Annotated in this window: 23 protein-coding genes; 11 read left to right on the top strand and 12 right to left on the bottom strand. The window is 68.1% G+C overall.

Going from position 1 to position 24,431, the window contains the following annotated elements; genetic code table 11:
- Positions 1-118 precede the first annotated feature (118 nt).
- Positions 119-1,225, top strand: coding sequence for an NADH:flavin oxidoreductase/NADH oxidase (locus ACGHX3_RS17165; RefSeq protein WP_213604620.1), 1,107 nt, complete (start codon positions 119-121; stop codon positions 1,223-1,225).
- 4 nt (positions 1,226-1,229) lie between these two features.
- Here ACGHX3_RS17165 and purD read toward each other — a convergent pair whose 3' ends face one another.
- The 6 genes from purD to prmA form a co-directional block, all read right to left on the bottom strand.
- On the bottom strand, positions 1,230-2,522 hold the full coding sequence (gene purD / locus ACGHX3_RS17160; protein ID WP_394695707.1) for a phosphoribosylamine--glycine ligase: 1,293 nt from the start codon (positions 2,520-2,522) through the stop codon (positions 1,230-1,232).
- A 10-nt stretch (positions 2,523-2,532) separates the two neighbouring features.
- On the bottom strand, positions 2,533-2,967 hold the full coding sequence (locus ACGHX3_RS17155) for a hypothetical protein (protein WP_213604622.1): 435 nt from the start codon (positions 2,965-2,967) through the stop codon (positions 2,533-2,535).
- A gap of 37 nt (positions 2,968-3,004) precedes the next feature.
- Positions 3,005-4,591, bottom strand: a complete 1,587-nt coding sequence (gene purH, locus ACGHX3_RS17150) for a bifunctional phosphoribosylaminoimidazolecarboxamide formyltransferase/IMP cyclohydrolase (protein ID WP_394695706.1) — start codon at positions 4,589-4,591, stop codon at positions 3,005-3,007.
- A gap of 62 nt (positions 4,592-4,653) precedes the next feature.
- Positions 4,654-4,926: a DNA-binding transcriptional regulator Fis gene (gene fis, locus ACGHX3_RS17145; RefSeq protein WP_162337531.1), complete on the bottom strand. Its 273-nt coding sequence runs from the start codon at positions 4,924-4,926 to the stop codon at positions 4,654-4,656.
- 121 nt (positions 4,927-5,047) lie between these two features.
- The gene (locus ACGHX3_RS17140; protein WP_394695705.1) at positions 5,048-5,965 is read right to left on the bottom strand and encodes a DUF3426 domain-containing protein; all 918 of its coding nucleotides are present in this window, start codon (positions 5,963-5,965) and stop codon (positions 5,048-5,050) included.
- A 61-nt stretch (positions 5,966-6,026) separates the two neighbouring features.
- Positions 6,027-6,941: a 50S ribosomal protein L11 methyltransferase gene (gene prmA, locus ACGHX3_RS17135; protein WP_394695704.1), complete on the bottom strand. Its 915-nt coding sequence runs from the start codon at positions 6,939-6,941 to the stop codon at positions 6,027-6,029.
- Between the two features lie 137 nt (positions 6,942-7,078).
- Here prmA and ACGHX3_RS17130 point away from each other — a divergent pair, with 137 nt between their 5' ends.
- Positions 7,079-8,014, top strand: a complete 936-nt coding sequence (locus ACGHX3_RS17130) for a hypothetical protein (RefSeq protein ID WP_249720487.1) — start codon at positions 7,079-7,081, stop codon at positions 8,012-8,014.
- Positions 8,011-8,367: a hypothetical protein gene (locus tag ACGHX3_RS17125; protein ID WP_213604626.1), complete on the top strand. Its 357-nt coding sequence runs from the start codon at positions 8,011-8,013 to the stop codon at positions 8,365-8,367. The genes ACGHX3_RS17130 and ACGHX3_RS17125 overlap by 4 nt, the downstream gene beginning before the upstream one ends.
- An 83-nt stretch (positions 8,368-8,450) precedes the next feature.
- Here the strand turns inward: ACGHX3_RS17125 and accC are convergent, their stop codons facing one another.
- From accC to cutA, 6 genes are all read right to left on the bottom strand, one after another.
- Entirely contained in the window at positions 8,451-9,818 is a 1,368-nt protein-coding gene (gene accC, locus ACGHX3_RS17120; protein ID WP_162337527.1) for an acetyl-CoA carboxylase biotin carboxylase subunit, read from the bottom strand.
- A 10-nt stretch (positions 9,819-9,828) separates the two neighbouring features.
- Positions 9,829-10,308, bottom strand: coding sequence for an acetyl-CoA carboxylase biotin carboxyl carrier protein (accB, locus tag ACGHX3_RS17115; protein ID WP_394695703.1), 480 nt, complete (start codon positions 10,306-10,308; stop codon positions 9,829-9,831).
- Between the two features lie 52 nt (positions 10,309-10,360).
- Positions 10,361-10,801 carry a type II 3-dehydroquinate dehydratase gene (gene aroQ, locus ACGHX3_RS17110; protein ID WP_213604675.1) on the bottom strand — a complete coding sequence of 147 codons (441 nt, stop codon included), beginning with the start codon at positions 10,799-10,801 and terminating at the stop codon, positions 10,361-10,363.
- A 205-nt stretch (positions 10,802-11,006) separates the two neighbouring features.
- Positions 11,007-11,600 carry a TlpA family protein disulfide reductase gene (locus tag ACGHX3_RS17105; protein ID WP_394695702.1) on the bottom strand — a complete coding sequence of 198 codons (594 nt, stop codon included), beginning with the start codon at positions 11,598-11,600 and terminating at the stop codon, positions 11,007-11,009.
- Positions 11,597-13,897, bottom strand: a complete 2,301-nt coding sequence (locus ACGHX3_RS17100; protein WP_394695701.1) for a protein-disulfide reductase DsbD family protein — start codon at positions 13,895-13,897, stop codon at positions 11,597-11,599. The genes ACGHX3_RS17105 and ACGHX3_RS17100 overlap by 4 nt, the downstream gene beginning before the upstream one ends.
- Positions 13,898-13,901: 4 nt before the next feature.
- Positions 13,902-14,237, bottom strand: a complete 336-nt coding sequence (gene cutA, locus ACGHX3_RS17095) for a divalent-cation tolerance protein CutA (RefSeq protein ID WP_394695700.1) — start codon at positions 14,235-14,237, stop codon at positions 13,902-13,904.
- 207 nt (positions 14,238-14,444) lie between these two features.
- Between cutA and ACGHX3_RS17090 the strand changes: the two genes are divergently transcribed.
- From ACGHX3_RS17090 to lipA, 8 genes are all read left to right on the top strand, one after another.
- Positions 14,445-14,738: a co-chaperone GroES gene (locus ACGHX3_RS17090; protein WP_162337521.1), complete on the top strand. Its 294-nt coding sequence runs from the start codon at positions 14,445-14,447 to the stop codon at positions 14,736-14,738.
- A 134-nt stretch (positions 14,739-14,872) separates the two neighbouring features.
- The gene (gene groL / locus ACGHX3_RS17085; RefSeq protein WP_162337520.1) at positions 14,873-16,513 is read left to right on the top strand and encodes a chaperonin GroEL; all 1,641 of its coding nucleotides are present in this window, start codon (positions 14,873-14,875) and stop codon (positions 16,511-16,513) included.
- Positions 16,514-16,613: 100 nt separating this feature from the next.
- Positions 16,614-17,222 (top strand): DUF6445 family protein, encoded by a 609-nt coding sequence (locus ACGHX3_RS17080; RefSeq protein WP_394695699.1) that lies wholly within the window; start codon positions 16,614-16,616, stop codon positions 17,220-17,222.
- A 214-nt stretch (positions 17,223-17,436) separates the two neighbouring features.
- The gene (locus ACGHX3_RS17075; RefSeq protein ID WP_394695698.1) at positions 17,437-18,516 is read left to right on the top strand and encodes a 3-deoxy-7-phosphoheptulonate synthase; all 1,080 of its coding nucleotides are present in this window, start codon (positions 17,437-17,439) and stop codon (positions 18,514-18,516) included.
- Positions 18,517-18,617: 101 nt separating this feature from the next.
- Complete coding sequence (locus ACGHX3_RS17070) at positions 18,618-19,049, top strand: DUF2141 domain-containing protein (RefSeq protein ID WP_394695697.1); 432 nt, start codon at positions 18,618-18,620, stop codon at positions 19,047-19,049.
- Positions 19,050-19,059: 10 nt separating this feature from the next.
- Positions 19,060-20,589 (top strand): carotenoid oxygenase family protein, encoded by a 1,530-nt coding sequence (locus ACGHX3_RS17065; protein ID WP_394695696.1) that lies wholly within the window; start codon positions 19,060-19,062, stop codon positions 20,587-20,589.
- A gap of 24 nt (positions 20,590-20,613) precedes the next feature.
- On the top strand, positions 20,614-22,791 hold the full coding sequence (locus tag ACGHX3_RS17060) for a hypothetical protein (RefSeq protein WP_394695695.1): 2,178 nt from the start codon (positions 20,614-20,616) through the stop codon (positions 22,789-22,791).
- A 490-nt stretch (positions 22,792-23,281) separates the two neighbouring features.
- Positions 23,282-24,298, top strand: coding sequence for a lipoyl synthase (lipA, locus tag ACGHX3_RS17055; RefSeq protein ID WP_162337514.1), 1,017 nt, complete (start codon positions 23,282-23,284; stop codon positions 24,296-24,298).
- Positions 24,299-24,431: the final 133 nt, after the last annotated feature.

The raw sequence follows: 24,431 nt of genomic DNA, 5'->3' as shown, positions 1-24,431 counted from the left end.
CCTAGCAAATCGCGATGGCGGTGCCAGCCGTCGCGCCCGACAGTGTTCCGTCGATGGCGTTGATGGACCTGTGGCGCAGGCGGATAGTGGCCGCCCCACGTCGTCCGGTCCTTGCCTCATGAGTCGCCTGTTCTCGCCCCTCGCGCTGGGGCCGTTGCCGTTGTCCAACCGCATCGTCATCGCGCCCATGTGCCAGTACTCCGCCGACGAAGGTCGTGCGACCGACTGGCACGCCTTCCACTGGCCGAACCTGGCCCAGTCCGGTGCTGCGCTGGCGATCATCGAAGCCACCGCGGTCGAGCCGCGCGGGCGCATCAGCTGGGCGGACCTTGGCCTGTGGGACGACACGACGGAAGCCGCCTTCGCCCGCGCGCTGGCGGCGGCACGCAGGTACTCGACGATGCCGATCGGCGTGCAGCTGGCGCATGCGGGACGCAAGGCATCCACGCACCGCCCGTGGGAGCATCACGGCGCACAGATAGCACCCGACGCGCCGCAGGGATGGCGGACGGTATCGGCGTCGTCGTTGCCCTATGCCGAGGGGCAGCATCCGCCGGACTCGTTGGACCAGGCGGGCATCGACGCGATCATCGCCGCCTTCGCCGACAGCGCGCATCGCGCTGTGCGACTCGGGCTGGACCTGATCGAGATCCATGCCGCCCACGGCTACCTGCTGCACCAGTTCCTGTCGCCGCTGAGCAACCGGCGCGACGACGCCTACGGCGGCGCGCTGGAAAATCGCATGCGCCTGGTGTTGCAGGTGTTCGATGCGATCAAGGCCGTGGTGCCGGCGTCGATGGCGGTCGGGGTACGCATTTCCGCGACCGACTGGGTCGACGGCGGCTGGGATCTGGCGCAGAGCATCGCGCTGGCGAAGGCGCTGGATGCGCGTGGCAGCCACTTCATCCATGTGTCGAGCGGCGGCCTGCATCCGGCGCAGAAGATCGCGCTGGGGCCCGGCTACCAGGTGCCCTTCGCAGCGGCGATCAAGCGTGAAGTCGCGATGCCGGTGATCGCGGTCGGCCTGATCACGGCGCCGCAACAGGCGGAGGACATCCTGCTGCAGGCGCAGGCCGATGCCATCGCCATCGCGCGCGCCGTTCTCTACGATCCTCGTTGGCCGTGGCACGCGGCGGCATCGCTTGGCGAGACGATCGCCATCGCGCCGCAGTACCTGCGCAGCGCACCGCGGGAGGTCGCGGCGAGCTTCGTGGAGGCGACGTAACGGATCAGCCGTTCGTGCGTTCGCGCGCGATCGCGCGCCAGCCGATGTCGGTGCGGTGGAACTCGTGGGTCCAGCGCACCTTGTCCACGCCGGCGTAGGCGTGTCGTTGTGCGTCGGAGACCGATTCGCCCAGTGCGGCCACGCACAGCACGCGTCCGCCCGCGCTGACCACGCGACCCTCCGCGTCCAGCGCGGTGCCGGCATGGAATACCTTCGCCGTCGCCGGCACCTCGTCCAGGCCGGCGATGGCATCGCCGGTCACCGGCGTTTCGGGATACGGCGCGGCTGCCATCACCACGCCCAGCGATGGACGCGGATCCCACCGCGCTTCGGTCGTGGCAAGACGTCCATCGATGGCGGCCTCGACCAGATCGACCAGGTCGGACTGCAGGCGCAGCATCACCGGCTGCGTTTCCGGATCGCCGAAGCGCACATTGAATTCGATGACCTTCGGGGCGCCGTGGGCGTCGATCATCAGGCCCGCATACAGGAAGCCGGTGAACGGCACGCCGTCGGCGATCATGCCCTGCACGGTCGGATTGACGACCTCGCGCATCACGCGCGCATGCACCTCGGGCGTGACGACAGGCGCGGGCGAGTACGCGCCCATGCCGCCGGTGTTCGGACCGGTATCGCCATCGCCGACGCGCTTGTGGTCCTGGCTGGTCGCCATCGGCAGCGCGGTCGTGCCGTCGACCATCGAGATGAAGCTGGCTTCCTCGCCGTCGAGGAATTCCTCGATCACCACGCGCGCGCCCGCATCGCCGAACGCGTTGCCCGACAGCATGTCGCGCACGGCGTCCTCGGCTTCCTGCAAGGCCATCGCCACGATCACGCCCTTGCCGGCGGCCAGGCCATCGGCCTTGACGACGATCGGCGCGCCCTTCTCGCGGATATAGGCGAGCGCGGCGTCCACCTCGGTGTGCACCGCGTAGAACGCGGTCGGGATGCCGTGGCGTGCAAGGAAATCCTTGGCGAATGCCTTGCTGCCTTCCAGCTGGGCAGCGGCCGCGGTGGGGCCGAAGATGCGCTGGCCGTCCGCGCGGAAGCGATCCACCACGCCCGCCACCAGCGGCACCTCGGGACCGACCACGGTCAGGCCGATGCCTTCGGATCGCACCAGCGCCAGCAGGCCGTCGATGTCGGTGACCTTGATGGCGGCGTTGCGGCACTTCGCTTCCGTCGCGGTGCCGGCGTTGCCGGGCGCCACGATCACCTCGTCCACGCGCGGCGACTGCGCCAGCTTCCACGCCAGCGCGTGCTCACGACCGCCGGAACCGATGACCAGGACTTTCAAGGGGCGTTCCTCATGGCTGCGCCGACGGCTCGGCAGGCGGATTCGCGCAGTCGCGCGCAGGGAGTTCGACGTCGAAGAACAGCGCGTCGTCGCGGTCCACGAAGCGGCGCGCGAGCACCGCGTCGGTATCGAGCAGTGGTGCGATCTCGGGGAGGCCGCACAGGTCGCGCATTGCCATCTGCTCGCTTTCCTTCAATGCATCGAAGCCGGGCGCCTCGCGCGTCTTCGCCGCGTCGCCCGCCGGGCTACGGACGGTCAGCACCAGGCGCTGACCATCGACGGCGACCGATTCGGTCACCAGGTCCTCGAAGTAGGGCGCCGGCAACGTGGCTGCGATCTTCGTGCGCGCCTCATCGAGCCGGCCACGCGTGTCCGTGCAGCCGCCCAGCACGAGCAGCGCGACCGACGGGATGGCGATGGAGAACGCGTTGCGCAGGCGGTTCATGGCGGACTCGTACTCCCGGGCAATGGGTTGCGATGCGTCAGTGGCGGAAATGGCGGACGCCGGTGAAGACCATGGCGATGCCGTGCTCGTCCGCAGCCGCGATGACCTCGCTGTCGCGCATCGAGCCGCCCGGCTGGATCACCGCCTTGATGCCGGCGGCGGCCGCGGCGTCGATGCCGTCGCGGAACGGGAAGAAGGCATCGCTCGCCATCACCGAGCCCTCGACCACCAGGTTGGCATCGGCGGCCTTGATGCCGGCGATGCGCGCCGAATACACGCGGCTCATCTGGCCGGCGCCGACGCCGATGGTGCGGTGATCCTTTGCATAGACGATGGCGTTCGACTTGACGAACTTCGCCACCTTCCACGCGAACAGCAGGTCGGTGAACTGCGCGTCGGTCGGCGCGAGCTTCGTCACCACCTTCAACTCATCGCGCGTGACCACGCGATCGTCGGCGGTCTGCAGCAGCAGGCCGGAGCCGATGCGCTTGGTGTCGATGAAGCCCGGCGACACGGGCGCCATCGGGATCTGCAGCACGCGCACGTTGGCTTTCTTCTTCGCGTAGTCGAGCGCGCCTTCCTCATAGTCGGGCGCGATCAGCACTTCGACGAACTGGCGGTCGAGGATGACCTTCGCCGTTGCAGCATCCAGCGTGCGGTTGAACGCGATGATGCCGCCGAACGCGCTGGTCGGATCGGTCGCGTACGCGAGTTCATAGGCATCGCCGCAGGCCACGCCGACGGCCACGCCGCACGGGTTGGCGTGCTTGACGATCACGCAGGCCGGCGCGTCGAACTGGCGCACGCATTCCCATGCCGCGTCGCTGTCGGCGATGTTGTTGTAGCTCAGTTCCTTGCCCTGCAGCTGCTGGAACGTGGCCAGCGAGCCGGGCGCTGGGTACAGGTCGCGGTAGAACGCGGCCTGCTGGTGCGGGTTCTCGCCGTAGCGCAGGTCCATGACCTTGACGAAGCTGCCGTTCGCCTGCGCGGAGAACGCGCTGCGCACCGGCACGTCGGACGAGGTGTCGGTGACGGCGGACAGGTAGTTGCTGATCGCGGCGTCGTACTGCGCCACGCGGTTGAACGCGGCGACCGACAGCGCGAAGCGCGTCTTCGCCGACAGGGCGCCGTCGTTGGCGTCCAGCTCGGCCACCAGTCCCGCGTACTGCGAGGGGTCGGTGGCGACCGCGACGCGGGCGAAGTTCTTCGCCGCCGAGCGCAGCATCGCGGGCCCGCCGATGTCGATGTTCTCGACCGCATCCGCCAGCGTGCAGTCGGCCTTCGCGGTGACGGACTCGAACGGATACAGGTTCAGCACCAGCAGGTCGATGGCGCCGATGCCGTGCTCGGCCATCACCGCGTCGTCGGTGCCGGCGCGACCCAGCAGACCGCCATGCACTTTGGGATGCAGCGTCTTGACGCGTCCGTCCATCATTTCGGGGAAACCGGTGACGTCGGCGACATCACGCACGGCGAGGCCGGCGTCACGCAATGTCTTCGCCGTGCCGCCGGTGGACAGCAGTTCGGCGCCGCGGGCGGCGAGGGCGCGGGCCAGCTCGAGCAGGCCGGTCTTGTCGGAAACGGACAACAGCGCCCGGCGCACGGGCTGGAAATCGACGGTCATGGGAGAGGCGTGGCGAAGCGGGGCGCGAATTATAGCGCGGCGCAGCAACGCGACCGCGGGCCTCAGGCCAGCCCGTAATCCTTGAGCTTCTTGCGCAGCGTGGCGCGGTGGATGCCGAGCAGGGCCGCCGCGCGGCTCTGGTTGCCCTCGCAGTGGTTCAGCACTTCCACGAACAGCGGGATTTCCATCTCGCGCAGCACGATCTCGTAGACATCGTCCGCATCGCAACCGTCCAGGTCGCGCAGGTAACGCCGCACCGACTGGGCAACGTGCTCGCGCAGCGGCGGGCGCGACGCGGTGCGTGGCGTGTCCTGGCGGGTCGTGGCAGCGTTCAATCGGATCCCCTGGGTGCTACGGATTCAGAAGCCCGCCTTGTGCTTGTGGGTATTCGGCGGGGGGACGAGTCTAGCGCCTGATCGTGGCGTGCGCATCCGCTTTTTGATGAATCCGCGGGGCTTAACGAAAGTCGAAGGAAAACGCGACGACGCTGGCGCTGGGTTCGCGGATGCGCACGGCCATCTGTGCGCTCTGCCCGGGTTCGATGGTGGCGAGCAGCTGGTCCTCGGGCAGGTAGTCGACCGGTTGCAGCGCCCGCGCGCCGAGGGTTCGGCCGTCGGCATCCTTCAACGTCAGCAGGATCACCGGCCACGCCTGCGGCCAGCGGGCTTCATTGCGGAACGTGGCCTGCGCCTGCAGCGTGCCGGGCGCATCGGGCAGCGGACGCACGTCGCGGCTGAGCATGGTGAACGCGGCGGGCTCGCGCCACGTCGGTACGTCGCAGCGGAAGACGGCGCACAAGCCCAGCACGACGGGACGCCAGCCGGCCTGTGTCGCGAGCCGGGCACGATCCGCGACCACCACCTGGATGCACAGCAGCAACGACAACGCCGCCGCGACCACCCATTGAAGCCGCACGCGGCGCGTATGCACCGGCGTGGTGCGCGCACGCTGCAGGAAGCGAGGCCCCGTTGTCTTGCGGGCGAGGAGCGGTGGGGACGCGGCCGCCTCAACGGAGGCAGGCGTCATGACATCGGGCGACGGCGTGTCGCTTGTCGCCACGGCGTCGTCGGGCGCGATCTCCTCCGACGGTGCGGCATCCTCCTCCGCGGCATCGGCAGGTGCGGAGAGAGCGGGTACTTCCGATGGTGAGGCGTGCGATGCATCGACCTGCCCGTCGATGGCCAGCGTTGCGGCAGGAACCGACGCCGCCGGTGGTGGTGCGGCGTGCAGTAGCGTGGCCAGGCTGGGCGCCGGCGCCGGCGCGTCGTCAGCCGTCGACAGGGGCTTGCCGCAGCGCGGGCAGTCGGCAGGCGCTGCATCCGACCGCGGGTCGCGGCTGACAAGGAACTGGCAGTGCGGGCAGGCGGTGAACATGGCGGCTATTCAACCACGCTCGCCGACAGGCGTGTTGTGACGGGGCGGGGCGATCATCGCGTCAGCGACGCACGCCGTCGATGCGCATCCAGTCGCCGTCCTGCGTGGCCGAGAGGTGGTCGAACCACGTCGCGTAGCGGACGAGCAGATCGCCTTCCTGTCCCTTGAGGATGCCGGACAGGGCGATGCGGCCGCCCGGCGCGACGCGTGCGGCGAGGGTGTCGGCGAGCGCGTCGAGCGCGGACGCGAGGATGTTCGCCACCACCACCGGATACGTCGCCACCGGTTCGTCGTCGGGCAGGTAGACGCTGAAGTCCGCGCCCACCTCGTTGCGGTGCGCATTGTCCGCACTGGCCAGAAGGGCCTGCGGATCGTTGTCGACGCCGATGGCCTGGGCCGCACCCAGTTTCAGCGCAGCCAGCGCGAGGATGCCCGACCCGCAGCCGAAGTCGAGCACGCGCTGTCCCTGCAGCCGCCCCTCGTCCGCGAGCGCGTCGAGCCAGCGCAGGCACAGCGCGGTGGTGGGGTGCGTGCCGGAGCCGAAGGCCAAGCCGGGGTCGAGTCGCACGATCGCCGCGTCCTCGACCGCTTCATCGGGGACCTCGTGGTTCCACGGCACGATGAAGGTGCGCGCGCCGAAGCGCATCGGCGTGAACTGGTCCAGCCATGCGCGTTCCCAGTCCTCGTCCTCGACCTTGCGGAAGCCGACCTGCGTCCAGTCCAGCCCGGGATCGAACGCTTCCAGTGCAGCCAGCAGCGTCAGCGCATCGGCGTCGGCATCGAACAGCGCGGTCAGCACCAGCGCCTTCCACAGCGGCGTCTCGCCGACGCCCGGCTCGAGGATCGCGCGTTCGTTGCCGGTGTCGGCATCGGCGTCCAGCAGGGTGACCGACAGCGCGCCCACGTCGTCCAGCGCGTTCTCGTAGCGCGGCTGCTCGGCTTCGGTGCAGCGCAAGGAGAGTTCGAGGTAAGGCATGAGGGGCCGGATGAAGATGAACGGGCGAGGATTGTCTCACGCACGCCACCGCGGGTCGGCGACGAAAGGACGTGGCCGGGGCGTCAACGCGCACGCATTGCATTGAAAGGCCGGCGGGGCGCCGGGATAATGACCGCATGCCCCGCAAGCTGCTGCTGCCGATGATGCTGGTGGGCCTGCTGGGGGCGCTGGCGTGGATACCGCTGCGCCAGGCGGGCTGGCTGCCGCATGCGCCGGTGCCGGCCATCGAAGCCGGCGTCGAGTCGGGCCTCGCGTTTTCTCCTTCTTCATCCGTGCGGCCGCAGCTGCGCCCGATGGCGGTGCGGACGGTGCCCGCGCTGTCGCCGCTGCGGCGTGCATTCGAAGACAGCGCCGACCTGTTCGCCTATTCGCGCGAACTGATGGCGCTTGCCGCCGCCGGCGATGCCGATGCGATGTGGCTGTTGAGCCTGGTGCAGGATCACTGCGCCGGGTTCGCGGCCGATCCCATTGGCTATGCCCAGGACACGCGTGTCATCGCAGGGCTGGGTCTGTCCAACGGCCGGGCCATGCTGTCCGCGCGCCAGCGCATCCAGCAGCGCTGTGCGCGTTTCGTGCCGCAGGATGGCTTCTCGCTGCCCACGCTCATCACCCAGCGCATGCAGGCCGCACGCGCCGGCAGTCTCGCGGCAGAGGCTTCGCTGCTCGCGATGGACCAGCCGCTGCAGGATGGCGACGACTACCGGCGCGACCTGGTGCAGCGCGTGCTCGATTCGGGCGATCCCTTCGCGTATCTCGCCATCGCGCCCGCGATGGGCACGATCGGGAGTGGGCGGCGGGACACGCTGGGCGAGGTGTCGGGCAGCGACCTGAGCGAGATCGCATGGCGCATCGCGTCATGCCAACTGGGCATGGATTGCAGCCCCAACGGTTCGATGATGACGAGCTACTGCGTGAACGGCGGTATCTGCTCGCAGGACGAATCGCAGGATTTCACCACCTTCGCACGGGACGCCGGTGTCCCGCGCCAGGGGGTGGACAACGTGGACGAGATGGTGGGCACCTTGCTGGCCCGCCCGGGAGTGGACGGATGAAATACAAGCGCACGCGGCCGGGAGTGAATCTCCTGGTCTGGGGACTAGTGGTGGTGGCCTATGCCGCCGCGGCCGCCACGATCGTCATCGAAACGCGCGATCCCGGCTTCCGGGACCTCTCGCGGATCGGGCACATGACCATCCACGCGCCGGACGATGCACGCCGCCTTGGTGCCTCGCAGGTCGCCGCGCTCTACCGCGCGCGCAGCGGTACGCCGTTCTCGACGTTGTCGCCCGGCAGCACGATCAAGGTCGTGTGGCCTGACGGCTCGTCGGAAGTGGTGAGGATCACCGATCCTTCCTCACCGCTCGGCGCGACACCGGTACCGGGTACGCAGCAGTTGCCGGAGTGACGACGGCGTAAGCGTTACCGCTCAAACAGCGAGGGCCGGGATGTCGCCATCCCGGCCCTTCTTTTTTGCATGATGCGAAGGCTTCAGACCAGCGAGATCGCCTTGTTCTTGCGTTCGGCGAGGCGCTTTTCCAGGTAGTGGATGTTCTGGCCGCCGGCCTGGAAGCCCTGGTCGCGCATGATGCGCTGCTGCAAGGGGATATTCGTCTTGATGCCGTCGATGACCATCTCGCTCAGCGCCACGCGCATGCGGGCGATGGCGGTCTCGCGGTCCGGACCGTGCACGATGAGCTTGGCGATCATCGAGTCGTAGTTCGGCGGCACGCGATAGCCTTCGTAGATGTGCGTATCGACGCGCACGCCGGGACCACCCGGCGGATGGAAATGCTGGATCAGGCCCGGGTGCGGCATGAAGGTGTCCGGGTCTTCCGCGTTGATGCGGCACTCGATGGCGTGGCCACGCAGCACGATGTCGGACTGCTTGATGGTCAGCTTCTGGCCGGCGGCGATGCGCAGCTGTTCGCAGACCAGGTCGATGCCGGTGATGCGCTCGGTCACCGGATGTTCCACCTGGATGCGGGTGTTCATCTCGATGAAGTAGAAGCGGCCATCCTCGAACAGGAATTCGAACGTGCCCGCGCCTCGATAGCCGATGCGGATGCAGGCTTCCACGCAGACCTTGCCGATCTCGTTGCGCAGTTCCTCGGTGATACCGGGGGCTGGCGCTTCTTCCACCACCTTCTGGTGGCGGCGCTGCATCGAGCAGTCGCGCTCGCCCAGATGGATGGCGTTGCCCTGGCCGTCGGCGAGCACCTGGATCTCAACGTGGCGCGGATTCTCCAGGAACTTCTCCATGTAGACCTCGCCGTTGCCGAACGCCGCCTTGGCTTCCGACTTGGTGGTCTCGATGGCGGCTTTTAGCGCGCCTTCGACATGCACCACGCGCATGCCGCGGCCGCCGCCACCGCCCGCGGCCTTGATGATGACCGGGTAGCCGATCTCACGCGCGATCTTGGTGTTGGCGACGATGTCGTCGCCCAGCGGACCGCCGCTGCCCGGGACGCACGGCACGCCCGCCGCCTGCATCGCGCGGATCGCTTCCACCTTGTCGCCCATCATGCGGATGGTGTCCGCCTTCGGGCCGATGAAGATGAAGCCGGACTGCTCCACGCGCTCGGCGAAGTCAGCGTTCTCCGACAGGAAGCCGTAGCCGGGGTGGATGGCCTGCGCGTCGGTCACCTCGGCCGCGGCGATGATCGCCGGGATGTTGAGGTAGCTGTCCTTGGAGGCGGCCGGGCCGATGCAGACCGACTCGTCGGCCATGGCCACGTGCTTGAGGTTGCGGTCGACGGTGGAATGCACCGCGACCGTGCGGATGCCGAGGGTGTGGCAGGCGCGCAGGATGCGCAGCGCGATCTCACCCCGGTTGGCGATGACGACTTTGTCCAGCATGGCGCGGACCTCAGCCGATCACGAACAGCGGCTGGTCGAATTCGATCGGCTGGCCGCTCTCGGCCAGGATCGACAGCACGGTGCCGGACACGTCGGCTTCGATGGGGTTGAACATCTTCATCGCTTCGATGATCGCCAGGGTCTCACCGGCCTTCACCGACTGGCCGACGCTGACGAACGACGGCTTGTCCGGCGACGGCGAGGCGTAGAACGTGCCGACCATCGGCGCGCGCACCACATGGCCGTCGGGCAACGCATTGCCTGCCTTGGCGGTGCCGCCGGTGGAGGCTTCGGTCGGCGAGCTCATCGGCATCGGCGCGGCCGGGCGCGGTTCGGCATAGGCGACCGGGGCGGGGGCTGCCGGCGCCGCGTAACCGCCCTTGGGCGTGCGCGCCAGACGCACGGATTCTTCGCCTTCCTTGATCTCGATTTCGGCCAGGTTCGACTCTTCCAGCAGGTCGATCAGTTTCTTGATTTTGCGGAGATCCATGGGAGCCTCGTGGTTGAACGCGGTTCCCCGCAGGGAACCAAAAGAAGGAATGTCAGGCCGGCAGCCGCTGCAGGGCGGCGTCCAGCGCGTAGCGGTAGCTGTCGGCGCCGAAGCCGCACACCACGCCCACCGCCTTGTCGCTCAGGTAGCTGGTGTGGCGGAAGGGTTCGCGGCTGTGCGGGTTGGACAGGTGGATTTCGATGAAGGGCAGGGCCACCCCCGTCAGCGCGTCGCGGATCGCGACCGAGGTGTGGGTGAACGCGGCCGGGTTGATCAGGATGAAGGCGGTGCCGTCGGTGCGGGCGGCCTGGATGCGGTCGACCAGCGCATGCTCGGCATTGGACTGGAACGCCTCCAGCTGGTGGCCGGCGGCCTGCGCCTGTGCAACCAGCGCCAGGTCGATGTCCGCCAGCGTCGCGTGGCCATAGACCTCCGGCTCGCGGGTGCCGAGCAGATTGAGGTTGGGGCCATGCAGGACCAGCAGCTTCGCCATTCGGCTCTCCAGCGGAAGGGCGGCAGTCTGCGCGAAGCCGGCAATGCTGTCCAGTTCGCCGAAGTTCGCCATGATTTAAACGAATGTTTGATTTCTGGCGGGTTCGTCTCTGGATCGCGCAACCGTGGGCGCTGCGCGCGGGTTACGGGTCGGGCAAGGGTAGCGTCCTACCGCGCGTTGACGGCGGGTTCGCCGACGTTGCGGCTTACTGGGCCCAGGCGCTGATCTCGCCGTGGACGAACGGACCGATCTTCTGCCGCTCGATGCGCCCGTCTGCCCCGACCAGCACGGTGTAGGGCAACACGCCCTTGGCATTGCCCAGCCACACGCTGGCATCGGCGGGGCCCGGTGTGTCCAGCACGATCGGATAGCGCACCGGGACCTTGGCAATGAAGTCACGCACGCCGTCCGGCGTGTCCAGCGCCAGCCCGAGCACCTGCACACCGTCCGCACCTTGCGACGCGGCGAAACGATCGAGCTCCGGCATCTCCTCGATGCAGGGCCCGCACCAGCTTGCCCACACGTTGATCAGCAGCCGCTTGCCGGCGTAACGCGTGCGCAGGTCGATGATGGCGCCGTCCAGTCCGGGCAGCGCGACCGCCGGCATCGGATCGCCGACGCCGGCAGGCGTGACGCCGGCGGGCGGTGCGGGTGCGGTCGCGTTCGTGGCCGCATGCAGCGCGCGCTCGCCTACCTGCGTGCGCCAGAACGGATTGCCGTTGAACCAGACACTGGCGGCCAGGCCCAGGCCGCCGGCCAGGATCGCGACGGCGACGATGCGGGGCGTAGTGATCGTCACCGCGCCGCCCGTTCGAACGCCTGGCGCATCGTGTCGTGGGTCAGTACGGTCGGCAGCACCTCGCCTTCACCACCGCTGCGCGGATACATCACGTACAGCGGTACGCCGACCGCCTTGTGCTGTTCGAGGAACGCGGTGATGGCCGGATCCACATTCGTCCAGTCGCCGGTCATCATCACCGCCTCGTGCGCGGCGAGCAGGTCGCGGAACGCGGCGGTGTTCAGCACGGCCTTTTCGTTGGCCTTGCAGGTGACGCACCAGTCGGCGGTCATATCGACGAAGACGATGCGGCCCTCGGCGCGCAACGCAGCGAGGCGTTCGGCGGAATACGCCACGTGGCCTTGCGCCGTCGGTGCGGCAGCGGAGGCCACCGGCAAGCGGTGCACCATCAGCAAGGGCACCAGTGCGGCGGCGGCGAGCGCCAGCGCCAGCACGCGAGGCAACGGCGACGTGGCGAAGCGCACGCGCTGGAACCACCACAGGCCCAGCGCCAGCAGCACCAGCCCGACCAGCGCCAGGCCGACCGCATCGATGCCGCGTTGCTTGCCCAGCACCCACAGCAGCCACACGGCGGTCACGTACATCGGGAAGGCGAGCACCTGCTTCAGCGTCTCCATCCATGCGCCTGGCCTTGGCAGACGGTTTGCCAGCGCGGGAACGAAGCCGATCAGCAGGAACGGCAACGCCAGGCCCAGGCCGAGCACCGCGAACACCAGCAGCGCGAGGGGCGTGGGTGCGGTGAAGGCGTACGCGAGCGCTACGCCCATGAAGGGTGCCGTGCACGGACTGGCCACGACCACCGCCAGCACGCCGGTGAAGAAATCGCCCATCGGTCCGCGTCGTGACGCCAGGCCATGCCCGGCACCGGCCAAGCGATGGCCGATGGCGAACACACCCGACAGGCTCAGGCCCACCGCGAACATCACATAGGCCAACAGGCCGACCAACCATGGCTGCTGCAACTGGAAGCCCCAGCCCAGCGCCTGACCGGCGGCGCGCAGCGCGATGGCGAGCGCGCCGACGGCGACGAAGCTGACCAGCACGCCGGCGGTGTACCAGAGCGCACGCCGGCGCGCATCGCCTTCGTGCTGCCCGCTCTCGGCCAGGGACAGCGCCTTCAGCGACAGGATGGGCAGCACGCAGGGCATCAGGTTGAGGATCAGGCCGCCGGCCAGCGCCAGCGCGAGGGCGACGAGCAGCGACGTGGCGCCGCCCTGATTGCGTGCCAGTACGTCTTCGGGCGGACGCGTGCGTTCGACGTCGGCCGCAGCGGGCGTGGTCGTCGCGGCTGCGTCAGGCGCAGCGACCGGCGTGCCGGCGGGTGTCCTCGCGTCCGTCGGCAGCGGCGCGACGGACGCGGGCGCAGGCACGTCGGGCGTGCTGGCCGCCGTCACCGTGCCGGCGGGGATCGACAGCCTCACCCGCCGCGTCATCGGCGGATAGCAGATGCCGTCGGTCTGGCAGCCCTGGAAGGTCACGCGCAAGGTGGCCCGTGTGGCATCCGCATGGTCGCGCCGCAGCGGCACCGGCACTTCGGCCTGGTCGAAGTAGACCGTGACCTCACCGAAATGCTCGTCGCGGTGCGCCTTGCCCTTCGGCCAACGCGGTGCCTGCAGCGCGATGCCCTTCGCGCCTTCCAGCGCCATCGAGGTGCGGTCGCGGTAGACGTAATAGCCGCGTGCCGGCGTGAAGCGCAGCAGCAGTTCGTTGCCGTTGAACGCGATCGCCTCGAAGGCGAACGCCTGTTCCGCCGGCAGCGGCAGCGCGTCCATGCCGGCCTGCGGCTTCTGGCCCAACAGATTGCCGGTGAGCGCGCCGGACCCCAGCGGTACGAAGGCGCCGCCGTCCGTGGCGGGCGGCAACGCCACCTTCAGCGTGCGCGTCTGCGGCGGGTAGCAGATGCCGGCGTCGGCGCAGCCCTGGTATTTGATCTTCAGCGTGACGCTGTCGGTCGACGCCGTCGGTTGGCCGGGCAGGGTGGCGAGCAGTTCGTCGCGGTAGGTCTCGACGTCGCCGAAGAACTCGTCGCGGTACGCCTTGCCCTTGGGCAGTTGCAGCGGCTGTGCGGCGAAACCGGCATCGGCCTCCACGCCGGTGCGGTGGCGGTAGAGGTAATAGCCGTCGGTGATCTTCCAGCGGATCTCGATACGGTCGCGTGCCGGCGCGGTCGCCGTCAGCACGAAGGCCTCGTCCACCGGCAGCAGGTCGTCCTGGGTGATCGCGGCGGACGCGGCCGGCGCGATCAGCGAGGCGAGGGGCAGCAGCAGACAGGCGAACAGGGTGCGGATCGGCGTCATCGGGTCACTCGGAGGCACGGGCGTCGGCCCGGGTTTCGGCGGTCACCCAGTCCAGGTAGGCGGGCAGGCCAGCGGCGGTTTCGACCGCCAGGATCTCCGGCAGTTCATACGGGTGGAGTTCGGCCAGCCGGGCGATCAGTGCATCGCGCCGGTCCCCGGCTGTCTTGGCCAGTAGCTGGACTTCGGTCGCCTGCTCCACGGCGCCCTGCCAGCGGTAGGTCGAGACCACGCCCGGCAGCAGGTTCACGCAGGCCGCCAGCCGTTCGTCCACCAGCGTCCGCGCCAGCCGCTGGGCGGTGTCGGCGTCCGGGCAGGTGGACAGGATCAGGAAGACGGGCATGGGCCGGCGATTATCGCAGACCGTCCGGTCCGGCCCTCCCGCAAAAAAATCTGCGGCCCGACCCTTGAAAGCGCCGCGGGCCCTCCCAACATCGGTCGGCATCCGGCGTTGCCGGGTTTTTGTGTCCGCGACGTTGGCAGTCCCCCGAGGCGAGTGCTAACATCGCCGCCCCTTTCCTAGTCCAATCAATCACTTAAGAGGATTGACATGAGCAACATCAAGCCGCTGTACGACCGTCTGGTGGTCAAGCCGATCGAAGCCGAAGAAACCTCCCTCGGCGGCATCATCATTCCCGACGCCGCCAAGGAAAAGCCCACCAAGGGTGAAGTCGTCGCCGTCGGCGAAGGCAAGTTCGTCGAGGCCACCGGCAATGTCCGCGCCCCGAAGGTCAAGGTTGGCGACAAGGTGATCTACGGCCAGTACTCGGGTTCCGCCTACAAGCAGGACGGCGTCGAGTACAAGATCATCAAGGAAGACGACGTCCTCGCGATCCTCGGCTGAGTGCGTGGGAATCGGGAGGCGGGAATGGGGAATCGTTGAAGCGGTTCCCTCGGTCCTCGCCTCCGATCCCCAGACGACGCTCCCGCTTTCGACGATTCCCGATTCTCAATTCCCCATTCCCGGAGTTCCACACAATGGCAGCCAAAGATATCCGTTTCGGTGAAGACGCCCGTACGCGCATGGTGCGCGGCGTGAATGTCCTCGCCAATGCCGTCAAGGCCACCCTCGGCCCGAAGGGCCGCAACGTCGTGCTCGAGAAGAGCTTCGGCGCCCCGACGATCACCAAGGACGGCGTCTCCGTCGCCAAGGAAATCGAACTGGCCGACAAGTTCGAGAACATGGGCGCGCAGATGGTGAAGGAAGTCGCGTCCAAGACCTCCGACAACGCCGGTGACGGCACCACCACCGCCACCGTGCTGGCGCAGGCGTTCATCCGCGAAGGCTCCAAGGCCGTCGCCGCCGGCATGAACCCGATGGACCTGAAGCGCGGCATCGACCAGGCCGTGAAGGCCGCCGTCGAAGAGCTGAAGAAGCTCTCCAAGCCGACCGCCGACGACAAGGCGATCGCCCAGGTCGGCACCATCTCCGCCAACTCGGACAGCAACATCGGCGACATCATCGCCGAGGCCATGAAGAAGGTCGGCAAGGAAGGCGTCATCACCGTCGAAGAAGGCTCGGGTCTGGAGAACGAACTCGACGTCGTCGAGGGCATGCAGTTCGACCGCGGCTACCTGTCGCCGTACTTCATCAACAACCAGCAGTCGCAGCAGGTCGAGTTCGACGACCCCTTCATCCTGATCCACGACAAGAAGGTCTCCAACGTTCGCGAACTGCTGCCGGTGCTGGAAGGCGTCGCCAAGGCCGGCAAGCCGCTGCTGATTGTGGCCGAGGAAGTGGAAGGCGAAGCCCTCGCCACGCTGGTGGTCAACACCATCCGCGGCATCGTCAAGGTCGCCGCCGTCAAGGCGCCGGGCTTCGGTGACCGCCGCAAGGCCATCCTGGAAGACATCGCCACGCTGACCAACGGCACGGTGATCTCCGAGGAAGTCGGCCTGCAGCTCGAGAAGGCCACCATCAACGACCTGGGTCGTGCGAAGAAGGTCGTGGTCTCGAAGGAGAACACCACCATCATCGACGGCGCCGGCGATGCCGAGCGTATCCAGTCGCGCATCAAGCAGATCAAGGCGCAGATCGAAGAGACCTCGTCGGACTACGACCGCGAGAAGCTGCAGGAACGCGTGGCCAAGCTGGCCGGCGGCGTGGCCGTGATCAAGGTCGGTGCCTCGACCGAAATCGAAATGAAGGAAAAGAAGGCCCGCGTCGAAGACGCCCTGCACGCCACGCGTGCGGCGGTGGAAGAAGGCGTGGTCCCGGGCGGTGGCGTGGCGCTGATCCGTGCGCTGCAGACCATCGGCAACCTGAAGGGCGCCAACGAAGACCAGAACCACGGCATCCAGATCGCCCTGCGCGCGATGGAAGCCCCGCTGCGCGAGATCGTCACCAACGCCGGCGAAGAGCCGTCGGTGATCGTCAACCGCGTCAAGGAAGGTTCGGGCAATTTCGGCTACAACGCCGCCAACGGCGAGTTCGGCGACATGATCGAGTTCGGCATCCTGGACCCGACCAAGGTCACGCGCTCCGCGCTGCAGAACGCTGCCTCGATCGCGGGCCTGATGATCACCACCGAAGCGATGGTGGCCGAGGCTCCGAAGAAGGACGAGCCGGCGATGCCGGCCGGCGGTGGCATGGGTGGCATGGGTGGCATGGACTTCTAAGAAGTCCGCGTCCACTGCACCGCAGTACCGGGAACCCCGCCGCGAGGCGGGGTTTCTTTTTGCCTTGTCGTGATGCGGGTCGACCGTTAGCCTGCACGTCATGCATACCTCGCTTATCATCGTCGACGACTTCCTCGGCCAGCAGGACGCGCTGTCGTTGCGCGAGGCGGCGCTCAAGCTGACCTATCCCGACCTGCGTGGTCCCTTCCCGGGCCGCAACTCGCTGGAGCGCATCGAGATCGAAGGCCTGTCCGAGATCGCCTCGCATCTCACCGGCGAGCGCCTCAAGCCGATCAACCCGCTGCAGTCGCACGGCAAGTTCCGCATCACGCTGGCCAGCGATGTCGGCAGCGCGAAGGTGCACATCGACCAGGCGTACTGGTCGGGGATCCTCTATCTGAGCAAGCCGGAGAACTGTCGCGGCGGCACGGAGTTCTTCCGTCACCGTCCGTCGAACCGCGATCGCGCGCCGCTCAACGATGCGGAGCTCGCGGAGATGGGGTTCTCTTCGCATGCGCAGATGCACCAGGAGATCATCGAGAAGCACAGTAACGACGACAGCGTGTGGGAGCCCACCATGCAGGTGCCGATGCGATTCAACCGGCTGGTGCTGCTGCGCCCCTGGTTGTGGCATACCGCCGGTCCCGCGTTCGGCAGCACGATGGAGGACGGGCGGTTGGTCTACCTGATGTTCTTCACCGCCGCGTGATCCTGCGGCTTCCGTTGCCGATGAAACATTCGACAAGCCTCTCCATGCGTGGCTCAATGGCCGCGTGAACACCGCCCGCGCCCGCTTTTGGTTCTGGTATTACCGCGATCCTTCCGCGGCGGCGAGGCTGTGTTCCTTCTAGCGAAACACCAGAAGAATCCCCTTGAAGCCGCCAGCGAACCTGGCGGCTTTTTTGTTGACCCGGAGAACCCCGATGGCCCCCCATACCGACGACCTGCGCATCCGAAAACTCGATGAGCTGGTCACGCCCGCCGCCGTAATCGGCAAACTGCCCTGCGACGACGCGGTGTCGCAGACCGTGTCCGGATCGCGCGCCGCACTGCACGACATCCTGCACGGCCGCGACGATCGCCTTGTGGTGGTGATCGGGCCCTGCTCGATCCACGATCCCGCGTCGGCCATCGAGTACGCCAAGCGCCTGAAGCCGCTGCGCGATGCGCTGGCCGATGATCTGGAAGTCGTGATGCGCGTGTATTTCGAGAAGCCGCGTACGACGGTCGGCTGGAAGGGGCTGATCAACGATCCGGCGCTGGACGGCAGTTTCGATATCAATCGCGGACTGCGGCTGGCGCGCGGCCTGCTGCGCGACATCAACGCGCTCGGCCTGCCAGCCGGCTGCGAGTACCTCGACACCATCTCGCCGCAGTACATCAGCGACCTGGTGGCGTGGGGCGCGATCGGGGCACGCACTACCGAAAGCCAGGTGCACCGCGAAATGGCCAGCGGCCTGTCGTGCCCGGTAGGTTTCAAGAACGGCACCGACGGCAACGTCAAGATCGCAGTGGACGCGGTGGGCGCGGCCTCGCATCCGCACCATTTCCTGGCGGTGACGAAGGAAGGCCGCTCCGCCATCGCGGCGACAGCGGGCAATCCGGATTGCCACGTGATCCTGCGCGGCGGCAAGGCGCCCAACTACGACGCCGCCAGCATCGAGGCTGCCAGCCAGGTGCTGGCGAAGTCGGGATTGCCGGCGCGCCTGATGGTCGATGCCAGCCACGCCAACAGCGGCAAGAACCCGGACAACCAGCCGGCCGTGATCGACGATATCGCCGCCCAACTGGAAGTCGGCGAACAGCGCATCGTCGGCGTGATGGTGGAGAGCCACCTCGTTGGTGGCCGCCAGGACCTGATCGATGGTCAGCCGCTGACGTACGGGCAGAGCATCACCGATGGCTGCCTTGGATGGGACGCCTCGGTGCAGGTGCTGGAACGACTCGCCGCGGCGGTGCGCCAGCGCCGGCAGCGTGCCGATGCAGTGGAACAGGCGGCGTAAGCAGGAAGTGACTTCCGGCAGGTCGAAGAGATGACGGCTGGCAACTGACCGGAGCGGGGTGGCGGACGAGACTGGCCGCACACCCGCCACCGGAGTCCACCATGTCCCGTCCCAGGCACTACACGCTGCCGCTCTCCCTTGTCCTCGCCTGTTGTGCCGCCCTGCCCGCGTGGGCGGCCGATCTCACCGTGACGCTGCACGATGTGCGCGCGCAGACCGGCCTGCTGAAGCTGGCGGTCGTCGACTCGCAGGCTGGCTGGGATGGGCAGGCGAAGCCCATACAGGCCGATGGCGCTCCGCCGCAGGGCAACGTGGCGACGTTCGTGTTCAAGGATCTGCAGCCGGGTGCCTATGCCGTGCTGGTGACCCATGACGAAAACGGCAACGGCACGCTCGACAGCAACATGATCGGCATGCCGGTCGAGGCCTACGGCTTCAGCAACAATCCCAACGTGATGCGCAAGCCGACCTGGGACGAAGCCCGGTTCGAGGTCGGCGCGCAGGATGCCGCCATCGACATCACCCTGCGTTGAGGAACTGGCCATGGATCGCCGCCGCTTCCTGCGCAATCTCCTGTCCGGTGCCACCGCACTGGCCGTCGCGCCCGCGCTGCTGCGAAGCGAGCACGCTTTCGCCGGCGACCCCGCCCGCTTCGCCGCGGGTCTGCGGGAACAGCCATGGCTCGCGGGCTGGAAATCCGTGCAATCCGAAACGCTGGGCCCGGCGACCGTGCCGCTGGAAGGACGGCTGCCGGCAGGTTTCGCGGGCACGCTGTACCGCAACGGACCCGCATGGACCGAGCGCGCCGGGTTCCGCTACGAACACTGGTTCGATGGCGACGGCATGGTGCACGGGTGGCGCTTCAACGGTGACGGCACGCTGAGCCACCACGCGCGCATGGTGGCCACGCCCAAGTTCACGCGAGAGCAGAAGGCCGGTCGCTTCCTGTATCCCGTCGCCGGCACGTCGATCCCCGACATGCAGCCGATCCGCAACAACGACGATGCGAATGCGGCCAACACGTCGGTCACCGTCATCAACGGACGCCTGTTCGCGCTGTGCGAAGCGGGCTCGGCGTTCGAACTGGATCCGGACGAACTGACCACGCTCGGTCCGGTGACCTGGCGTCCCGACCTGGCCGCCATTCCGTTCTCCGCGCACCCGCTGGTGGACCGCGACGGGTCGATGTGGAATTTCGGTTCCATCTCGATGATGGGCGGCAACGGGCTGGTGGTGTGGCATATCGGCCGCGACGGCGCGCTCGCGTCGGCGGACGTGCTGGAGACGCCGGTGCCGGGCTACCTGCACAGTTTCGCGATGACCGACCGGCACCTGGTGTTCGCGTTGATCCCGTTCCGCTACCTCGAAGGCAAGGGCGCGTTCTTCGAACGCCTGCGCTTCCTGCAGGACCAGCCGCTGCGCGTGGCCGTGGTCGAGAAAGCCTCGCCATCGAAGGCGCAGTGGTTCGAGGCGGACTTCGCGGCGATCTACCACTTCGGCGATGCGTCCGAGCGCGATGGCCGCATCACCGTACGTGCCGTGCAGCACCTGGACCTGGACGAGGCGCGCTCGCCGATGAAGGCCGCCATGAACGGCGACGGCCACGGCCACGGCGACGCGCACGGCGGCAAGGGTCCAGTGCGCGACCTGGTGCTGGACCTGCGCAGCGGCAAGGCGCAATGGGAGGACACGGGTGTCGCCGGCATCGAGTTCCCCGTGTTCGACGCACGCACCCCGTCGCGCGACGCCGCGCGCCTGTATGCGCCGATCCATGCCGACGGTTCGACGGCGCCGTACTTCAGCCGCATCGGCGCTTTCGATCTGGCGCGCGGCCGTCGTCAGGTGCACGACTACGGGCGCGACGTGCTGGTGGAAGAACACCTGTTCGTGCCGCGGCCCGGCAGCACGCGCCCCGACGACGGCTGGCTGGTCGGCACGCTGCTCGATGCGGCGAAGGGCTGCAGCGGCATCGCGGTGCTGGATGCGCGGCGGGTGGACGCGGGTCCGCTGGCGCAGGCTTGGCTGCCGTACACGGTGCCGCTCGGCTTCCACGGACACTTCGCCGCGCGCTGATGCCCGATGCGGCATCCTGTGCGGATGGACCGGACCTTCTTTCGCAACAGATCCCTGCGCTGGCTCGCGGGAACGCTGGTCGCCCTGCTCGCGACGTATGTGCTCTATCTGGTCGCAGGCAACGTGTTTCTCAACACGTCGCTGGGCGAGCAGGCGGTGAACCGCAAGCCTGATCGCTTCCGGATGCAGTGGGCGTCCGGACGGACGTGGTGGCCGGGGCGGGTCAGCCTGCGCGGCGTGGCGCTGCAGGGCCAGTCACGGCACATCGGCTGGGAGGCGCAGGCGGACCGTGTCGAAGGACGCATTGCACTGTTGCCCTTGCTGTCGCGGCGCCTGCATGTTCCCGAGGTGCGTGCGTACGAGGTGCGCGGTGGGGTCCATCGCGTTGCCAGGGAACTGGCGCCACCGCCGCCCCGCGACGGCGGCTGGGAACTGCAGTTCGACCGTATCGCCAGCGACTCGATCCGGCGGGGCTACTTCGACGGGTTCGAACTGCTTGGCACGGGACGCGGCGAGGTGGGTTTCTACAAGCAACTGCGCGGCGGGCCGATGGAACTGATGCCCTCGGTCGTGGAGTTCACCGGCGCGCGGTTGGCCCGGGATGGTGAGGAAGTGCTGCGCGAAGCGACGCTGGAGGCACGGTTCGCCATCGACCGGCATCGACGCGAAGAGGCGGCCGGCATCGACAAGCTGCTCAAGACCCGCGTCGACGTGAAGCTGGGTGGACGGACCGCTGGCTTGAACGTCGCCGTCGGTCCGCGTGGTGGCGTGGTGGTGACGCTGGTGCCCGGGGAAGGGCGCGCCGATATCGACCTGGGTTTCGAACGCGGGCTGCTCAAGCCGGGCGGTCGCGCGCAATGGACGATGGCCGTCGGCGGCAACGACATCGCCGGTGCGGTGCGCCACGACATCCTCGGCATCGACGTGGCGGTGGACGAGGACATCGTGCTGAAGGCGACCGTACCGCCACAGGCCGACGGCCGGCTGGCGGTCGACGCCGACCTGCGCCTGCGCGGCCGGCAGGTGCCGCTGCGCGACGTCGCCAGCCTGCTGCCGCGCGCGTCCGGCCATGTGGTCGGCGTCTGGCACTTCGATTCGCTGCGCTGGCTGTCGGATCTGTTCCCGCAGGCGCCGTGGCTGAAACTCGACGGCGCTGGCTCGGTCAGCGCCGACGTGCAGGTGGCGGAGGGCCAACTGGCGGCCGGCAGCCGCATCGCGGTGCCCGAGGTCGACGCGGTGGCCGAGGTGATGGGTAACCGCATCCGCGGTCTTGCCCGGGCCGACATCCGGCTGGATGCGGGCAAGGACGGGGCGCTGGTGCCACGGCTGCAGGCGACGATGGACCGGTTCGACGTGGCGTCACTGAAAACGCCCGGCACCCCCTACGTGCAGGGACGGCACCTGGCGCTGTCGATCAACGCCGAGGGTCCGCTGGCGCAGCTGCGCGATGCGTTGCAGGCGAGGGTGGTGTTCAAGGATGCGCGCGTGCCGGACCTGCGCGTGTACAACGCATTCCTGCCGCGTCGGCAGATGCGCTTCGACGCCGGCGCGGGCGTGCTCAGCGGCGACCTGTCGCTGGACGCCGCAGGCGAAGTGGGGCGCGGGACCGTCCGCATCGCCGGGCGTGGCACCCGCATGCAGCTGGCGGGGGTGCAGTTGCGGGGCGACATCGACCTCGACCTGAAGCTGCGCCGCGCCGACCTGAAGCGGCGGTTGTTCGTCGCCGACGGCAGCACGGTGCAGGTGCGCAACGTCGGCTTCACCGAGCCCGGAGGCGAATCGCGCCGGGGTTGGTGGGCGCGGGTGACGCTGGACCGCGCGCGGCTGGACGCGGACCGACCGATCAGCGCCGGCGGTGGTGCGGACGTGACCATGAAGGATGTGGGCTTCCTGCTGGCGCTGTTCTCCCAGCAGAAGGAGTATCCGGCCTGGGTGTACCGGCTGGTCGACGATGGCCAGGCACAGGTGCAGGGCCGCGTGGAATGGCACGACGACGTCCTGATCCTCGACCGGATGCAGGCGCGCAACGACCGCTACGACATGCTGGCGCGGCTGCGCCTGCAGGGCGGTCAGCGGCAGGGCGATCTTTACGCCCGCTGGCGCGCGCTGAGCGTCGGTATGGAAGTGCAGGGGGACCAGCGCAAGCTTCATCTTGTCCGCGCCAAGGCCTGGTACGACGGGCGTCCCCACTACCTCAAGTAGACGGCTAGCGAACGCATTTGCGCCGGAACGGTGCGCCACCCCTGTTCAGGTAAACAGGGTGAAGAACGTAATGGAAATTCTGACGAGTGGCACGGAAATTGGTCTGATATCGGTAACACGCAGCATTGGCGCGGGTTTTGCTCGCATTCATATTCGTGACATCACAACAGTGGCGAGTGAACCGTCCGGTTCTGTTTTGCAGTGCAGCGTGCAACACCTGTAACCCACCCTTCACGATGGCCCCGCATCCCGACGTGGGGGAGGGAGCAAGCCCGCAATAGCCTAGCTGTTGCGGGCTTTTTTATTCCTGCGCCGCAGCAACAAAAACCCAAGGTCCGCTGCGCAAACCTCGGGCCCCGAGCTGCGTCGCCACACCCCGCGGCGTTGCCGTGCCCCCTGACTCAGGGGGCTTCGCCCCAGTCCCATCTCTCGCGCCTGAGGGGTTCGTGCCGAGCGGAGGCCTGCCGGTGAAAGCGGCTAGAATTACCTCATGGCCGATACCCCCGCACGCGTGATTCCCCTCCAGGTCGTCAGTTCCGTTCCCGCACCGCTGGAAACGGGCGCCAAGCAGCTCGGTGGCGACAAGATCGCGCGCTCGCCCGTCCAGTTCGCCGACGCGCCGGTGCTGCGCAAGCCCTCGTGGATCCGCGTGCGCATTCCGTCCGACGGCTCGGTCGCCAAACTGAAGGCCAAGCTGCGCGAGAACCGCCTGGTGACCGTGTGCGAAGAGGCCAGCTGCCCGAACATCCATGAGTGCTTCGGTCATGGCACGGCCACTTTCATGATCCTGGGCGAAGTCTGCACACGTCGCTGCTCGTTCTGCGACGTCGCCCACGGCCGGCCGAAGCCGCCGGATCCGTCCGAGCCGCTGAGCCTGGCGAACACCGTGGCCGACATGGGCCTGAAGTACGTCGTGGTGACCAGCGTGGACCGCGACGACCTGCGCGATGGCGGTGCCCAGCATTTCGTCGACTGCATCAGCGCCATCCGCGAGCATTCGCCGGCCACGCGCATCGAGATCCTCACCCCGGACTTCCGCGGCAAGGGCCGCATGGACCGCGCGCTGGAGATACTGGCGGTGAATCCGCCGGACGTGTTCAACCACAACATCGAGACCGTGCCGGAGCTGTACACGAACGTCCGCCCCGGTGCCGACTACCAGTGGTCGCTGACGCTGCTGCAGCGCTTCAAGCAGCAGCATCCGCACCTGCCGACCAAGTCCGGGATCATGCTGGGCCTGGGCGAGACCATGGAGCAGGTGCAGGGCACGCTGCGCGACCTGCGCGCGCACGACGTCGACATGGTCACCATCGGCCAGTACCTGCAGCCCACGCCGCACCACCACCCGGTGCTGCGCTACTGGACGCCGGACGAGTTCAAGGCGCTGGAGGACTACGGTATGGCGCTGGGCTTCAGCCATGTCGCCTCCGGTCCGCTGGTGCGCTCGTCGTACCACGCTGACCAGCAGGCCGCGCAGGCCGCCTTCACCGCCCGCCAGGCGGGCTGAACCGGATTCTCCGGCGCGTGCCCGGTGTCTGGCCGTGGCACGGCCGCGGTTCACCTTTCCCTACATCGTGGCGCTTAGGCTGCCGACAGGCAGATGACAACGCACGCAACTTTGTGCACTGTCCCTCTGTCGA

Source organism: Pseudoxanthomonas japonensis (genome assembly GCF_043632995.1).
GTDB lineage: Bacteria > Pseudomonadota > Gammaproteobacteria > Xanthomonadales > Xanthomonadaceae > Pseudoxanthomonas_A > Pseudoxanthomonas_A japonensis.
This window is presented reverse-complemented; position numbering and strand designations above follow the sequence as displayed.